This window comes from Alicyclobacillus fastidiosus, assembly GCF_026651875.1.
In the GTDB taxonomy this organism is placed as follows: domain Bacteria; phylum Bacillota; class Bacilli; order Alicyclobacillales; family Alicyclobacillaceae; genus Alicyclobacillus; species Alicyclobacillus fastidiosus.
In genome coordinates this window covers 1,075,243-1,090,834 of the sequence record NZ_CP104067.1, presented here as the reverse complement: position 1 = coordinate 1,090,834, position 15,592 = coordinate 1,075,243, and the positions used below count along the sequence as shown (strand labels likewise).

Sequence of the window (15,592 nt, the reverse complement as noted above, 5' to 3'; positions counted from 1 at the left end):
CTTTGTACCCATATGATCGCCACCATTGTTGCGTCACCTGATGTACCCTATAACTTGATGGAAACCAACCAGGATCAGTAAGAGTCCTGCGATAAAAGACGAATATTTACCGAGCATTCTTGCGAGAATACCGATGCCTATCACGTTTCCGAGCCAGATCATGATGTATCCCCAGATGGCAATACTGACGGCAGTTACCCATATCGTAGATGCATTAGAGACAGTAGCCCCAAATCCGACTGCCACATTCGTAAATGACAGTGCGAAGCCCAGAACAATCCCTTGCTTCCACCCTGGTTTTTGGATACCTATTTGTTTGCGAGTACGGGAAATTCGGGGGTGTAGGTATTTGGAATACCAGAAGAACAGTCCGATGCAAATCAAGACAACACACGCTGCCCAAGAGGCTTCAGTAAAAGTAATGTAATGAGAGATGACTTCACCCATGTACGCACCTAAAAGTGCCGTGCAAAAACCAATCGCGTTGACAATCACATTGACCCAGTACGGGAACTTAATTTTGTCGCTTCCGTACGCGATCCCCGTACCACAGTTGTCAAAATTTGAACCAATCCCAATCAAATTTGCTGTAATAAATGCACTTAACCAGCTCATTCCCTTCGCCTCCGCCGAAAAATTTCGAAAAGAAGTACATAAGGAACCACTGGTAATAGATTTGAATATTCTAAATTTGTCAGTTTAGAAAATCCTCACTATACAGCTTCCCTACGCCTCCGCCTTTCGGTCCCTGTCAGGATATAGAGGCTAGGTGTTCTGTGAGTAGGACAAATGAACCAAGCCATTCGCCAAAGTTGTGTTGGGAAATGCTTCGTACAGGCTTGAACATGTACAGGAGCCTATGCGACGCTCCTTATCCAGGATTACCAGCGCATAGACATTGCCCATGAAAACGAAAATGGGAAGATGTGCAGTGTGTAATCACTGGCGATACCAGAAGCTCTATAAAAACTGTGTTGTGAAGTGAACAGGCCCTGTCTTTTGTATGCCCACTAAACACAATGATAAGCAAATGTCTTACGCAGCGTGTGGTTCCGATCCGTTCCTTGATCCCCGTTGTGACGTGCCGGGGAGGCAAGTTAGAATAGAATATCAAGCAACCCTCAAGCGCATACTAACATCGTCCAGTAGGCGAGGTATCCGTCCTGGTGATGACGGGTACCTCTTTTTATGCGATACACTATATACATGTAGTCTATCAGCGACTGACATACCTCCATAAAGGAAGGTACAGGTCGAGTTACAGCACTCGCCTGTCTCTAACGTCGCAGAGTTCATCAATCACCTGTTTGGTTTATCTGCGTAATCGAAAAAATGATAGTGGCTCAGTCTCTATTGCTCATAATCTTTGCACCAGAACCATCTTTTGAACCTTATGCTTGGAAGCAAATGTCTGTAACCTAACTAGAGAATTTTCAGATATATATTGAAGATCAGTGTTCTGAAAGTGGCCCTTTGCATAAGGTCTCTCTATAGCCCGAAAAACAGTTACACTTGGAGCTCCCTACGATTTTTAATTGATCCGTAGGGGGTCATTTTGGATTTGCGGATACACTAATCATAAAGGTGATACGATGCGGCGATACAATCGAGAGGCAGTGGCATCCTTTGTTCTAGGCACAGTCGCTTTATCTATGGTCTTTACTTTCCCTTTTGGGGTAGTTCCCACCAGTGTGATCGGCGTCATAACAGGGCTACGTTCAATCAAAGGGGATCAATCTTCCGTTGCTAAGTCTGGGACGGCTCTATCCATTTTTGCATTTGTTCTCTTTATTCTTGTTTTAGTATACGGAGTCGTTCGTCCGTACCTGTCGTCGAAGCCATAAGGACTTTCTTGTTTTTGTTATATCTGAAAGAGACAGATGGATATTAAGCCTCTTTCGGATTATAGCTCTGGACTTGGGAGAGGTATGTGTCTTGTCTCATATGAACAACAAGCTGATTCTGAGCCTGGCATGTACGAAGTTTGAATATTATGCGGTAAAACTGGATACAAATTGATGATGCCAACCTTTTTAAATGCATGAAATAATTTAAATTTATTTCATATACTTAGTCCTTCAGATAAGGGAGCATTGTTTGAACCAATTTGTTGAGTTGCTCCCTCATTTCAGTATAAGATGCTTTAGCACTCCGATTTTCTGTTTGCAAAGCGAATGATTCGAAATCCGCTTGAATCTTTTTGAGTAGTGCAGCCAGTAATGCTTTCTGTTTGATTTGAGGCTGTTTTAATTTATCACGATAGAGATCGACGTACAGATTCCCATTCGAATCGATTTGGGCTAAAAACACATCTCGAAAATCAACTCCTCCTTGTTTCATTACCTCCCCGATCAGCCACTCCTTTGAATAGCCTATATCCTGTAAAGATTGTTCCATCACATGGCCATCGATAATAAGTAGTTTAGGAGCGTGCTCCGAAACAACTGGTATGCCTGCATCCTTTGGTGTCAAAGGTTGTAGTTCGGATTTTTTCAACACAGTGAGATGCCCACTATTCTCGAATATAGCAAATTCAACATCGCTTAGTTTAAATATATTTTTATCACGAAGGAATTGCATCATTTCATCTATTGTCAATTTTACCTTCTTCAAATTACGCTCCAATATTTCTCCATTTTGAACGACTACAACAGCAGTTCCATCCATCAAAACACGGATTTTGTAGGATTTTAGCTCTAACCAAGACAGGAACATAGTGGACCCGGACCAAATAATTAAACTTATCAAGGCCTGTATCAATTTAACTTCATCGAGCGATAGACTCGCGGCAATACTCCCCAGTGTAATGCCTGTAACATAGTCAAAAAAGCTCAACTGGGCGATTTGTCGCTTCCCCATCAGTCGTGCCAAAACAAACAGCGCTATAAAGGCGAAAATCGATTCGAGTGTTACTTCAGCGATCTTGTTCATGAGCTTTTCCCTCTTATCCAGAAAACTGGGTTATCTAGCATAACAGGCTCTATTATTCCAAATTTAAGGGGGAATTATACGACAGACTCCCAATCTCACTATTATCTTTAAAAATCGCCCCTACCCGATCAGCAGAAGTGACGAAATGGCTGATTTGTGTTATGAACCGTTCCCTAACCTTTGTCTTTTGGACATTACAAATAAAAAACTCAATATCATTCGTTTGGTGCACTATTATCCCGCTTAATCGCCGAGGTGAAAAGGAGCCACTCGCCGGTATGTCAACCATGGGACACCAAAATGCTCAATGGGATTCGAGATGTCCTACTGGGGCGCGGAGCAGACCGATTAAAGTTCCGTTGTCCGCATGTGATGGGGAAAGTAGATTGCCCGCTTGGCGCGGCATGGTGCTCAGAGTCGAATTACGGGATGGTCACAAAGACGATCGGCCCCCTTTGTGGGCAAGGGTCGTGTTTTCACGTCGTGTACGTCGGACAAGTTCCCGATTCAACATCCAGCGCATATTCTTACGGCACTACGTGTGTGAAGGGAAAGATATCGAATGAGACAAGAAACCTTTATGGAGATGGCCATAAAGTTGGCCGATGAAAATGTGGCGACGAATCATGGTGGGCCATTCGGAGCTATTGTGGTTAAAAATGGCCGGGTGGTGGGTGTCGGACGAAACGAAGTCACGGCAACAAATGACCCAACAGCTCATGCGGAGGTACAGGCGATTCGCGAAGCATGTAAGAATCTGAATGATTTCCAACTCACCGACTGCGAAATTTACACCAGTTGTGAACCCTGTCCGATGTGTCTCGGGGCTATTTATTGGGCTAGACCGAAAGCTGTCTACTATGCGTGTACAAAAGAAGAGGCTGCCGCAATCGGATTCGATGATCAGCTCATATGTGAAGAGATTGCGTTGCCTGCGGAAGAACGGTTCATCAATATGAAACAGATTTATTGTCCTGGGAGTGACTTGCCCTTTCGAAAATGGGAAGCGTCCGAACGTAAAACCGAGTATTAAATCTTGGTGTACATGGTTAGTGGCATCATCGAAGATTGCAGAAGAATACTTTGACGTTGTATTTAATATGTTAAACAAGCCTTAGCAGTCTATAGGGGGGCACATATTTGCATGGTGAAATGACTGCCCTTATCTCTGTCATTGCCTTTGGGCTTTCCTATATATTTGTCAACAAGGCTCAAACTGAGGGGAAAACATCGGATAACGGACTATTGCCTGTGCTCGTCGTAAGTACCGTCGTATTGATTTTGGCATTTCTCGTCGACTTGTTGCGATCACCTGTCAAATTTCACATTGGTCCGGAATGGCGCATGCCCATTTTGTATTGTATCTTGGCTGGCGTTAGTTGGAATTTTATAAGCCGGATGACTCTTCTCGCCTCCATCTACCACATCGGGGCGACTCGCGGCATCGTCATCAAATCTGCCGCGCCAATGATGACGGTTGCTATGGCTGTCGTTTTCTTCGGAGAACGGCTGGATATCGGAGACATATTCGGCCTTATTTTGATGTTCTTGAGTGCCGCCTTATTAGTCATAGAGAGAACGAAAGTCAATCAACGTTCGTGGTTGCCTAAATATGTTGTACAAGGCATTCTGCTAGGGTTAATCTCTGCCCTCTTTCAAAGCATTGGACATGTCTTACGTAAAATCGGTGCAGGGGTCGTCCCTCCGCTCCTTGGGGCTACTTTAGATATGACAGTGGCAACACTCGCGTATATCCTCTATTTAGTTTGGACTAAACGTCTAATGTACCACGCACGATTTTATCTACGTCATCCAAGTCATTATGTATTGACGGCAAGTTTTCTGTCTGCAGTAGGGGTGCTGACGTCATTCGTGTCTATCGCATCCTCATCCATCTCCACTGTCGCCATGATTCTTGGTATGCAGCCCGTGATTATGCCGTTGCTGTCTTCAATTTGCTTTCCCGGATTGGAGAAGTTCACGTGGATTTGTTACCTCGCGACTGCTCTTGCCGTATGCGGAGCTATATCCATCATCATGTACGGCCCAATGCGGTTCATTTGACGCCGCCGATTTAGGCGCAATCCCTCCGGACGATTCTCGAGACGCAGCATACTTATAATTTCGAACGGATAGAAATTGAGGAGGGAATATTTTATGGATGCTTCGGATAAGAATTCAAAAAACCACATTGAACGAGTGATGCCGCCAAGACATTGCACCTTTAGCCCAGAGGACTTCGCCATCCTTTCTCGATATTGGTACCCAATCGCAGCATCCGAGGCGGTGGACACCAAACCCATCTCCACGAAACTCCTCAACGTGGACCTCGTTTGTTACCGAGCAAACGGCGTGGCCACGGTGGCTCGCGATCTCTGCACTCATCGTGGTGTCCCATTAAGTCTTGGATGGGTTGAAGGAGACGAAATTGTTTGCCCTTATCACGGTTTCCGATACGGACGCGATGGTCAGTGTACTGCAGTTCCCGCTCTAAAACAAGAGGATGGGATTTCGCCGAAATTAAAAATTCGTGTATACCCGACGATGGAACGCTACGGCCTTATTTGGACGACCTTAAATGGAACAGACAACAGCCTGCCACCTTTTCCAGAGTGGGACGACCAGAACTTCCAGGGTATCCTCCCACCTAGCATTGATATTGCAGGATCGGCCGGACGACAGATGGAAGGGTTCCTGGATGTTGCACATTTTGCATGGGTGCACGACAAAAGTTTTGGAGACCGAAACAATCCGTTCGTACCAAGCTATAAGGTCGAAACGACTGATTACGGTTTGCATGTGGAATACCTGAGCACGGTGAGTAATTATCCAAAGCATTTGCAGCACCTGGCTGCCCCAGATTTTCAGTGGCTCCGGGTCTTCGATGTGTATCCGCCATTTGCGGCGAAGCTTACCGTACACTTTCCAAACAATGGGCGTTTGGTCATCTTAAACGTCCCCTCGCCTATGTCCCTTCGTATGACACGATTGTTCAGCCCTCTTGCGCGAAACTTTGACAAAACCTCGCCCGTGGAAGACGTACACAAGTTTAATCTGCAGATTTTTATGGAAGATAAAGCGATTATTGAATCGCAGAAACCCGAGGAGTTGCCACTCGATTTACAGTCTGAAGCCCATATTGCTGCCGATCTCGCTTCCATCCATTATCGCAAGAAATTGAAAGAACTCGGGCTGGGTAAATCCTATACTAGCTGATAAATTCAGCATTATAACATGAGGAACTTTTGTATATTTCTCCTTTGGAACAAAGCACTCTTAATACTAGGTAGCGCGAGGTTCTGGTGCAAAAATATTTGAATACACCATATGTAGTGTGGATTGAGTTACGATACACCACTGTATATTGTGGTTTCGTGAATTTTTGCACCAGAACCCATAATATTGACGAGCTAGCTCGGATAGCTACCTTACGAGAATCGTCAGGCCGAGAACGGGATAAGTGTGCCTAAAAACGACTTAAGAGGCAGAAAACAGGCGGAGGTGGAGCAAAAAGTGACCCCAAATACAGAATAAACGCACCATGCTGCACGAATAATCCCTATATTTAGGAAATTGAAAACTCCCCAAAAGATAAGACAGACAGATGACGAGCGTTTTTCACAGGACCCCTAGTGCTGTTGTCGTATCAGACTTCAGGAATGGTGTAAGGCTGTTGTAAACGGTGGTTCCTTACGTTTTACAATGCTTATTTTGTGGTCAGAAATGGTATGTACATTATTACCAAACGGACGCAGGGAGCGTCCGAGTAATGATGCGTACTTCATATTAAATACGTGGAATCCTTTGATGAACGCTCGATTACCAACTATAGTATCGAGCCAAACTTGCCACGACAAACGTCCGGTCATAAACAATATGACCGTCTGAGTAAATTTCGAGTCAACCAGAGAGTGAGGCTGGTTTCTTCACTTTTTATACGGGACCCGCTCGGAATAGGCGGGGTTGTATTAAAACCAATTCTCATGCTCGAATAGATTTCTTTTCTGAGAAATTCTCCGCTGTTGCATTGGACCCAAAATACGTGTAGGCATCATTTGTTGGTTTGCTCTTCTAGGTATGACTCCTCCACGAGGTTGCATGTTTGGCTGCATAGGGTTAGGAATATGTCGCATTTGACTGGCTAATTGTTGAGAACGTTGACGTAAACCATTCGGGGGCATTGTACTTCGGGGAACGGCATTTGGGTTAACTGCACGTTGATTTTGAACACGTTCAAGAGACTCGGTTCGATTCTTTGGTGTTCTAACCGCTGACCTGCGGCGTGCGAGGAAGGACAATAATCCTCGCCTCTTGGGGCGAGCGTCATCCTTTTTATTTACGTTATTCGTTGAATTGGGAACTGATGAATTCGGTACCCCACCATACGAACTCATGGGAGATGAAAGGGCACCAGGCCATATCTGAGGAGCGAAACCACGGCCCTGAGTTTGGGCAGATTCATTTGACTCAGTACCTGGTTGAAGTTCTGTAGTAGACCTGTTCTGTAAAAACTTAATCATGGATTGGACTTTTTCGGGTTCTGGTGCAAAAATTCACGAAACCACAATATACAGTGGTGTATCGTAACTCAATCCACACTACATATGGTGTATTCAAATATTTTTGCACCAGAACCGTCCACGATGATGTCCTGACGGGCCAGTATTTTCTCGAACGAAATCAAGTTTTCCCGATGCCATCGCTGTGTCTGTTTCGCCAAGTGGCGGCAATCCCTCAGAAACATGGTCTTCGCGTCGGCGAACGACAGCACCCCCTTTCGTTTTACTTCCGTAGCGTCATACCGTACATCGACTGTGTTCTTTCGGCGAGAGCCCATATCGCGCACGTCTCCTTTTTTGAGACGTGTGCGCCTTTACACGTCAGGCGCCACACGTCCCGAGTTGTGTGTGCACGCACGTCTCGTGAACAGACCGCCCGATTTTGAACCCCCAATACGTCAAAAGGGACTTCACGAAATATCCGTGAAATCCCTTATGCAGCAAGCAATCGCGCCCTATTATGGTGTCGAGAGCGGGACTTGAACCCGCACGGGTTTCCCCACACGCCCCTCAAACGTGCGCGTCTGCCAATTCCGCCACCCCGACATGGCTCACGATGAAGTCAATTGACGTCAACGCAGTTGATTATATAATGCGTTTGGACAACCTGTCAACATCGTTGTGTCAAAATCGATGGCTGGCACAATGCGCTTCCCAGTGGAATGAAGTCTAAGAGTGCACCTGCCATTGTGGATCCCGACCGTAGATCTTCTTGTACAAATTGTAGTTGTAAAACACTCGGTCCACAAAGTGTCTCGTCTCACCGACCGGAATCTGATTGATATCCTCCAGTTTACCGTCCCAGGTCCCCGTGCTGAGCCACCCTTGGACTCGCTTCGGCCCAGCGTTGTACGCAGCGATCCCCGCCGTCACGTTTCCGTGGAACTGCTGAATCAAGTTCTGAACATACCAACTGCCGATGAGGATGTTGTATTGGGGACTGGCTAACTGCTTGTCGTCCTTCGGCAAGCGGTTCACCGCTCCACCGGAACCGGTCGTCTGTTGGCGAATGGTGTCTGCGATCCACTCCGCCGTGTCGGGCATCAACTGCATCAGCCCCACCGCACCCGCGTGCGAGACATCCTGCGTGTCAAACTTACTCTCTACGCGAATGACGCTGGCGATGAGTAGCGGGTCTACTTTCGCGAATGACGCTGCACTTTGAATGTTTGACTGATACTCAATTGGGTACATCATACGCCAGAACGAGTTCGTTGAAATGACGACGAGCACGACAATAAGTAGTACTGCAGCGAGGAGAGGTCGGCCCTTTAAGACGATGAATCTCGTCCGCCGTTTACCTGGCTGCGAATGGTTGTCCATACAAGTTGCACCTGCTCCCGTGTTTTCTCAAGCGTACCGTCGTTTTCAATAATATAAGTGGCGAGCCTTCGCTTCTCGTCAATCGGCATCTGTGCCGCAATCCGCGCCCTCGCTTCGACTTCCGTCGACTGATCGCGCGCCATCAAGCGGGCGAGCTGGATCTCTGGTGGCGTGTATACCAGAATGGTGCAATCGACGAGTCGCTTGGTCTCACCTTCAAACAACAGGGGCACGTCCCACACCACTGGTTCACCCGGGTGCGCTTCAAGGTATTCCGCCGTCTCTCGCATCATGCCGAGGCGAATGCGGGGATGCGTGATGTCGTTCAAGCGGGCGCGAAGGGACGTATCGCCAAAGATCAATTGACCCAGCGCCTTACGGTTCAAACTCCCATCCGGTTCTAGCACTCTGTCGCCAAATGCCTTTCGAATCTCCTCCAAACCGTCCGATCCAGGCTCCACCACTCGCCTCGCCCACACGTCTGCGTCAACAACATACGCCCCCAGCTGGCGCAACATGTCCGAAACCGTACTCTTTCCTGTGCCAATTCCGCCCGTGAGCCCAACAATCAACGCTCTCACTCCCTCTGCCACGCGGGCCCTCCAAAAGTCAACCGGATGGCGCCCGACTGCTACAATTTCGTTACACACTCGACGGGGAAACGTCTGCGTGTGGCCTGCGACGACCACTTCTCGGTTGGCAGTTGGGGCAATAATGCGTGCCGCGACCGCCAAGGCGAATTTTTTCGATTGGTTGTCCACAGACCAGACACGGCTGGCCCTCGCGACCATATGCGTTCAACTGCATTTGAAACCCGCCGTGTCGGCCGTATCCGTTGACGTACGTCCGTATCGACGAACCACCCGCCGCGATGGCCCGCGTCAACACGTCCCGAATCGCCCTGAGAAGTGCCTCACACCTGCGCTGTCCAATGCGATTCGCCTTCGTGAGTGGGTGAACCCCAGCGAGGAACAGCGCCTCGTCCACATAGATGTTGCCAAGTCCTGCAACGACAGACTGATCGAGCAGGACGGACTTCACGGGTGCAGAGCGCTTGTGCAGCGACTGATACAGCACGTGCGGTGTGAGGGCTGGGTCAAACGGTTCTGGCCCCAGTGTGAGAAGGCCGGATGGCAGCGTCTCGTCAGCGGTGAGGAGATCCATCGTCCCAAACTGTCTCACGTCGCGATAACGCAACTCCGAGCCATCTGATAGTCCAAAAATCACGTGCGTGTGAAGGGCCAACGGCTCGTCCTTTGGTACCACACGGTACTGCCCCTCCATCCGAAGGTGTGAGACGAGTGTATAGGGGGGGAGAGCGAATAATAGATACTTCCCGCGGCGGTCAATCGACTCAATCTTGCGGCCCACCAACCGTTTCTCAAATTCCTCAGGAGAAGGATGGCGGACGATTCGCGGTAGGTGGACGTGCACATAGACGACGGTCTTCCCGACCACCAGCGCACTTAGACCTCTGCGCACCGTTTCAACCTCTGGAAGTTCTGGCACGCGCATCCTCCTCTCTCTTGCAGTCTATCGGCTTCGTACAGCACCCTACTTCGCTTCGTACCAGGTTTGGCCGTGGGCGATATCGACTTTGAGCGGCACGTTGAGCGTGATGGCGTTCTCCATCTTCTCGCGTACGAGTTGCTGGAGTTCCTCCAGTTCGTCCTTCGGACACTCAAAGATCAGTTCGTCATGAACTTGCAGCAACATACGCGCGTCGAGTCCGGATTCGGAAAGCGCCTCGTCAATGCGTACCATGGCCAATTTGATAATGTCCGCAGCCGTGCCTTGGATGGGTGTGTTCATCGCCGTTCGCTCCGCGAAACTCCGGAGATGGAAATTTCGCGCCCGAATATCTGGTAGATACCGTCGACGGTTCATCAGCGTGGAGACATACCCTTGTTTCTTCGCTTGGGCCACGATATCTTCCATATACCCCTGGACGCCAGGGAATTTCTCGAAGTAGTTCTCGATGAACGCCTTCGCCTCTTTTTGAGGGATATTCAAGTTGTTTGCGAGACCAAAGTCGCTGATTCCATAAACGATGCCGAAGTTCACCGCTTTTGCCTGCCGCCGCATCAAGGACGTCACATCTTCCATTGGCACCTCAAATACGTCACTGGCGGTGCGAGTGTGGACGTCCATGTCGTTGCGGAACGCGTCAATCAACGCTTCATCGCCTGAGAGATGGGCGAGAATCCGCAGTTCCACCTGGGAGTAATCGGCCGACACAATGACCCAATCGTCGTACGTCGCGTCGAATACTTGGCGAAGCTTGCGCCCCTCTTCGAGCCGAATCGGGATGTTCTGCAAGTTTGGCTCACTGCTCGACAGTCGGCCTGTGGCCGTCAAGGCCTGGTGAAAGCGCGTATGAATCCTGTCCGTCTCCTTGCGGATGACCTTCAACAACCCATCCACGTAGGTGGATTGCAGTTTGGCGAGTTGGCGGTAATCCAAGATTCTCTGCACCACGTCGTGATAGGGTGCCAATTTCTCCAGTACGTCCGCACTCGTTGAATAACCTGTCTTCGTCTTCTTTACGGCCGGGAGGCCCAACTTCTCAAACAGCACTTCGCCGAGCTGCTTGGGAGAATTCAGATTGAATTCAACACCCGCCAGTTCGTAGATCTCACCTGTTAAACGGCTGACCCGCTCGCTCAAATCCGCACCGAAAGCCCGCAACTTATCCGCGTTCACGTGGAAACCGGTGATCTCCATCTTGGCGAGAACAAACGACAGCGGCATTTCGATGTTGCGGTAAAGATCATCTAAAGTTTGCGCGGTCAGCGCCGTCTGGAACTGGTAGTGAAGATCTGGGAGGCTTTGTGCAATTCTGCACAACAGCGCCTCCCTGTCGTCCTTCACCTTGGCCAGGGGCGGTACTTGGATATGCAATTCACGAGAGAGGATATCCTCGAGTTCAACTTCCCCGTCGGTCGGATTCAACAGGTAGGCCTCGAGTTTCACATCGTTCCATCCACCGCTCGAGTGGATACTAATGCCGTGTGCATCGAGAACAAATGCGAGTGATTTGATGTCAAAGACCACCTTCTCGTGGTCTGACTTCAACCAAGCTTTGATATGTGACAGTTCCAATTCTCCGGTAAAGGAAATGTAGAACGCCGCGTCGCGCGACGCAAGCGCGACCCCGTTTACGTCCGCCGAATGATAGTCGTTCGAACTCAAATCGAACATACATCCCGCCACGCCACCAAGCTCTGCCCACACGCGCTCCAACTGTGCCGTACTGGTGATGCGCTTAAATTCGGTACACGTCCAATCCGCCTCTTCAGCGGCTGCGTTGTTATCCTCTGTCGACAGGCTCATTTCCTCGGAAATTTTGTCGATCAATGACTGAAACTCCAGGTCGCGGAACACCTGGACGACCGCCGAAGCATCATATCCCTGATAGCCTAGGTCACCTAACGTGATGTCGATAGGGACGTTGCGCTCAATCGTCGCCAGCCGTTTCGAGAGCAGTGCACTCTCGCGGTGCTCCGCCAGCTTTTGCTTCAGCTTCGCACCATTCACGTCGTCCAGGTGTTCCAGGACATCTTCCACGGTCGGATGAGCCGACAACAGCTTGATGGCCGTCTTCTCGCCAACGCCCGGAACGCCCGGGATGTTGTCTGAACTGTCGCCCATGAATCCCTTCAAATCGACGATTTGCCCCGGCTTTAGACCATACCTATCGGCGATGGCTTGTATGTCGTAGCGGTCTACGTCGGTAATGCCTCGGCGTGTGAGAATCGCGTGAACTCTTTCCGACACCAGTTGAAGAAGGTCTTTGTCCCCAGATACGATCCGCGTGTCGATGCCGTCTTCATCCGCCCGCAAAGAGAGCGTTCCAATGATATCGTCCGCTTCATACCCTTCGATTTCGATCACGGGAATAGAAAATGCGGTGAGTACCGCTCGAACCAGAGGAAACTGCTCAACGAGTTCGCTGGGGGTCTTTTGACGAGTCCCCTTGTACTGTGCATACAGCTCATGTCGAAAGGTTTTTTTGGATTTATCAAACGCCACCGCGAGATGCGTCGGCTTTTCTTCCTGGAGGAGTTTTAGGAGCATTAACGTAAATCCGTACACTGCATTCGTCTGTTGCCCACTGCGGTTGGAGAGGGGCGGGAGTGCGAAGAACGCGCGGTACAGAATACTGTTCCCGTCGATTAAAAGTAATTTTGTGGATTGCGTAGACATATGCCACCTCGTTTGTGAGATCCGTTCGAAACACACAACTCCATTTTAACATACGAACGGGGAAGGCGACGGGTGGTGAAATCGGTGAAAGGCCGTCGAACGGTAGAAGATTCTACAGTCGACGGCCTCTCGCGTTCCAAACACATGGAAGAACCTTTCGATCAAATACTCACTGAACGACCTCGATCACCTTGCGAACGGATTCGGCAGACTTGTCGAGCGCTGCCTTCTCCTCCGGAAGAAGCTCCAACTCCACGATCTTCTCGATGCCGTTGCCGCCGAGAATCGTCGGGACGCCGAGGAACAAGTTGTCGTAGCCAAACTCCCCTTCCAGCAACGCGATGGCCGGAAGCAGGCGACGCTTGTCTTTGAGAATTGATTCGGCCATTTGAGCCAGCGAAGCACCTGGTGCGTAGTACGCGCTGCCGTTGCCGAGCAAGCCCACGATTTCGCCACCGCCTGTGCGGGTACGTTGAACGATTTCATCGATGCGCCCCTTGGAGAGGAACTTCTCGAGCGGTACCCCGCCCACGTTCGAGTAGCGAACCAACGGAACCATATCGTCACCGTGCACGCCGAGGACGAAGCCGTGAACATCCTCCACCGACACGCCGAGCTCTTCCGCCACAAAGGTGTTGAAGCGCGCCGTATCCAGCACACCCGCTTGACCAATCACGCGGTTCTTCGGAAATCCACTCGCTTTGTGCGCAACGTAAGTCATTGCATCAACCGGATTGCTGAGGACGATGATGATGGTGTTCGGGGAGTACTTCACCACTTGTTCGGTGACCGACTTGACGATACCCGCATTGGTATTGACGAGATCATCGCGGCTCATCCCTGGTTTGCGCGCGATGCCGGCGGTGATGATCACGAGGTCAGAATCAGCGGTGTCCTCGTAATTTGCCGTGCCGATCACCCGCGAATCGGAACCGATGACTGGCATGGCTTCAAGCATGTCCAAAGCTTTGCCCTTCGTCGGGTTCTCCATCTGCGGGATGTCTAGCAGCACGACGTCTCCGAGTTCCTTCATCGCGATCATGAGCGCCGTCGTCGCCCCCGTAAAGCCGGCACCGATCACAGAGATTTTCTTTCTCTTCAACATAGATGTCGCTTCCTTTCAGACATGAAAGCACCCCGCGACGCCACTGGCGCACGAGCTACTCCAAAATGGCGCCAAACAGGGCCACAAACATGTGACCCTCTCGACGCGAAAGCTGCAGGCAAATTACATATTCTTAATAATCTGGTCGCCGAACTCAGAGGTCTTCACTTCGGTCGCACCTTCCATCAAGCGGGCAAAGTCGTACGTCACGATCTTTTGCTCAATCGCTTTCTCCAGTGCCGTAGTGATGAGGTCTGCTGCTTCTTGCCAGCCCATGAACTCAAACATCATGACGCCGGAGAGAATGACAGAACCTGGGTTGACCTTGTCGAGATCTGCATATTTCGGAGCGGTTCCGTGCGTTGCCTCGAATACCGCGTGACCTGTTACGTAGTTAATATTTGCACCTGGAGCGATGCCGATGCCACCAACCTGCGCGGCAAGGGCGTCGGAGACGTAGTCGCCGTTCAGATTCAATGTCGCGATGACGTCGTACTCCGCAGGGCGGGTAAGGATTTGTTGAAGGAACGCGTCAGCGATGACGTCCTTCACAATCAGTTTGCCGGCGGCTTGAGCTTCTGCCTGTGCCTTGTCGGCTGCCGCTGCGCCTTCTGCTTCCTTGATGCGGTCGTACTGTGCCCACGTGAAGGCCCTGTCGCTGTATTCGCGCTCTGCCAGCTCGTAGCCCCAGTTCTTAAACGCACCCTCGGTAAACTTCATGATGTTGCCCTTGTGAACCAACGTGACGCTCTTGCGGCCGTGTTGCAGCGCGTACTCGATCGCTGCGCGAACCAGGCGCTCAGTCCCCTCTCGCGACACGGGCTTGATGCCGATGCCAGACGTTTCTGGGAAGCGAATTTTCTTAACGCCCATTTCACTGCGCAGGAAATTGATGACCTTCTCAACTTCAGGACTGCCTTCCTGCCATTCCACGCCAGCGTAGATGTCCTCCGAGTTTTCGCGGAAGATCACCATGTCCACATCTTCCGGGTGCTTGACCGGGGATGGAACCCCTGCAAAGTAGCGAACCGGACGTTGACATACGTACAGGTCGAGCTCTTGGCGAAGTGCGACGTTCAAGGAGCGAATTCCGCCACCGACAGGTGTTGTCAGAGGCCCTTTAATGCTTACGATATACTCGGTCAAAGCTTTGAGCGTATCCTCGGGCAGCCACTCGTTGAACTTGTTGAAGGCCTTTTCACCGGCGTATACTTCATACCACGCAATTTTGCGCTTGCCGCCATAGGCTTTTTCCACAGCTGCATCGAAGACGCGTTGCGAAGCACGCCAGATATCTGGACCGGTGCCATCACCTTCGATAAACGGGATAATCGGGTGGAGAGGAACATTCAACTTGCCATTCTGCAAGGTGATCGGTTCACCAGTTGCAGGGGGAGCATAATGAGTGAATTCAGGCATGACAGGCCCTCCCGTATGTAAAGTGTGGACGTGAAAAGGGTTTCGCAGC

12 protein-coding genes, 1 tRNA gene and 1 pseudogene are annotated in these 15,592 nt (G+C 50.1%); 4 read left to right on the top strand and 10 right to left on the bottom strand.

The genetic code is table 11. The features are described 5' to 3' along the window. Nucleotides 1-33 precede the first annotated feature (33 nt). Nucleotides 34-615 carry a manganese efflux pump MntP gene (locus NZD89_RS05635; protein WP_268006786.1) on the bottom strand — a complete coding sequence of 194 codons (582 nt, stop codon included), beginning with the start codon at nt 613-615 and terminating at the stop codon, nt 34-36. Nucleotides 616-2,070: 1,455 nt separating this feature from the next. After that, nucleotides 2,071-2,931 carry a DUF421 domain-containing protein gene (locus tag NZD89_RS05630; protein WP_268006784.1) on the bottom strand — a complete coding sequence of 287 codons (861 nt, stop codon included), beginning with the start codon at nt 2,929-2,931 and terminating at the stop codon, nt 2,071-2,073. A gap of 233 nt (nt 2,932-3,164) precedes the next feature. Here NZD89_RS05630 and NZD89_RS05625 point away from each other — a divergent pair. The 4 genes and pseudogenes from NZD89_RS05625 to NZD89_RS05610 form a co-directional block, all read left to right on the top strand. After that, nucleotides 3,165-3,372 (top strand): annotated as a pseudogene (locus NZD89_RS05625) (transposase); the annotation flags it as partial. A 121-nt stretch (nt 3,373-3,493) separates the two neighbouring features. Then, nucleotides 3,494-3,964: a nucleoside deaminase gene (locus NZD89_RS05620; protein WP_268006783.1), complete on the top strand. Its 471-nt coding sequence runs from the start codon at nt 3,494-3,496 to the stop codon at nt 3,962-3,964. Nucleotides 3,965-4,071: 107 nt separating this feature from the next. Then, entirely contained in the window at nt 4,072-4,995 is a 924-nt protein-coding gene (locus NZD89_RS05615; protein WP_268006782.1) for a DMT family transporter, read from the top strand. A 93-nt stretch (nt 4,996-5,088) separates the two neighbouring features. Next, nucleotides 5,089-6,147, top strand: a complete 1,059-nt coding sequence (locus NZD89_RS05610) for a Rieske 2Fe-2S domain-containing protein (RefSeq protein ID WP_268006781.1) — start codon at nt 5,089-5,091, stop codon at nt 6,145-6,147. A gap of 1,372 nt (nt 6,148-7,519) precedes the next feature. On the opposite strand, the gene NZD89_RS05605 is transcribed toward NZD89_RS05610, so the two are convergent. The 8 genes from NZD89_RS05605 to icd all read right to left on the bottom strand — a co-directional run bounded on the left by NZD89_RS05605 (nt 7,520) and on the right by icd (nt 15,543). Then, the gene (locus NZD89_RS05605; RefSeq protein WP_268006780.1) at nt 7,520-7,768 is read right to left on the bottom strand and encodes a hypothetical protein; all 249 of its coding nucleotides are present in this window, start codon (nt 7,766-7,768) and stop codon (nt 7,520-7,522) included. Nucleotides 7,769-7,951: 183 nt separating this feature from the next. Beyond that, nucleotides 7,952-8,036, bottom strand: a tRNA-Leu gene (locus NZD89_RS05600). 123 nt (nt 8,037-8,159) lie between these two features. Next, nucleotides 8,160-8,813 (bottom strand): lytic transglycosylase domain-containing protein, encoded by a 654-nt coding sequence (locus tag NZD89_RS05595; RefSeq protein ID WP_268006779.1) that lies wholly within the window; start codon nt 8,811-8,813, stop codon nt 8,160-8,162. Further along, nucleotides 8,762-9,406 carry a dephospho-CoA kinase gene (gene coaE / locus NZD89_RS05590; RefSeq protein ID WP_268006778.1) on the bottom strand — a complete coding sequence of 215 codons (645 nt, stop codon included), beginning with the start codon at nt 9,404-9,406 and terminating at the stop codon, nt 8,762-8,764. Before coaE ends, NZD89_RS05595 begins: the two co-directional genes overlap by 52 nt. A 49-nt stretch (nt 9,407-9,455) precedes the next feature. Then, nucleotides 9,456-10,322 (bottom strand): DNA-formamidopyrimidine glycosylase, encoded by an 867-nt coding sequence (gene mutM, locus NZD89_RS05585; RefSeq protein ID WP_268006776.1) that lies wholly within the window; start codon nt 10,320-10,322, stop codon nt 9,456-9,458. Nucleotides 10,323-10,367: 45 nt separating this feature from the next. Next, entirely contained in the window at nt 10,368-13,019 is a 2,652-nt protein-coding gene (gene polA, locus NZD89_RS05580) for a DNA polymerase I (RefSeq protein WP_268006775.1), read from the bottom strand. Nucleotides 13,020-13,188: 169 nt separating this feature from the next. After that, on the bottom strand, nt 13,189-14,124 hold the full coding sequence (gene mdh, locus NZD89_RS05575; RefSeq protein WP_268006774.1) for a malate dehydrogenase: 936 nt from the start codon (nt 14,122-14,124) through the stop codon (nt 13,189-13,191). A 123-nt stretch (nt 14,125-14,247) separates the two neighbouring features. Beyond that, nucleotides 14,248-15,543 carry an NADP-dependent isocitrate dehydrogenase gene (gene icd, locus NZD89_RS05570; protein WP_268006773.1) on the bottom strand — a complete coding sequence of 432 codons (1,296 nt, stop codon included), beginning with the start codon at nt 15,541-15,543 and terminating at the stop codon, nt 14,248-14,250. Nucleotides 15,544-15,592 lie beyond the last annotated feature (49 nt).